This is a genomic window from Streptomyces sp. JW3 (genome assembly GCF_052216785.1).
In the GTDB taxonomy this organism is placed as follows: Bacteria; Actinomycetota; Actinomycetes; order Streptomycetales; family Streptomycetaceae; genus Streptomyces.
In genome coordinates this window covers 1-622 of record NZ_JBQOUX010000261.1, presented here as the reverse complement: position 1 = coordinate 622, position 622 = coordinate 1, and the positions used below count along the sequence as shown (strand labels likewise).

General features: G+C 67.4%; 1 protein-coding gene. It reads right to left on the bottom strand.

What is annotated here, in order from left to right:
• Positions 1–27 precede the first annotated feature (27 nt).
• Positions 28–622: IS630 family transposase (locus tag ACTT8P_RS38405; protein WP_442836421.1), on the bottom strand; the 595-nt coding region annotated here is incomplete at its 5' end.

Genomic DNA, 622 nt, shown 5'->3' with positions numbered 1-622 from the left:
CTGAGGTTGAAAGGGTGGGGTGACGGGTTACGGAGGCTCCAGCCCGAGTCCGGTCTCGGCTATGAAGCCGTCGAGGATCTCGGGTCGGCGTTGGATGCCGCGTAGGCGGTCCTTCACGAGCGGGGTGAGGTCGTCGATCGTGCGGGGTGCGAGGTTGGCCAGGGACTTCTTCAGGTGGGCCCATACGCCTTCGACGGGGTTGAGGTCGGGCGCGTAGGGCGGGAGCTTGACGATGGTCAGCCAGTCGCTGTTGCGGTCGCAGAACTCCCGTAAGGGCTTGGCGTGATGGGTGCTGGCGTTGTCCCACACCACGATCAGCGGGGCATCGCCGAGTTGCCGACGGGCGGAGGTCAGCAGGTCCGCGAACTCGCGTGCCCGGAAACCCTTCTTCTCGCCGGTACGGCCCCGGTATGTCTGGGTCCGGTAGATCAGCCTGGTCTCGCGGCCCGGTCTGACGCAGATCATCCCGGCCATCAGGACCCGACCGGAACCCTTGCCCGTCACTCTGACCAGCGGCGTCCTGCCCCGCCGCGACCAGGTCCGGCCCTTGCCGGGTTTCAGGTCCTGCCCGGCCTCGTCCTCGAAGACTATCCACGCGCCCAGGAGCTGGGCCGTCCTCTTA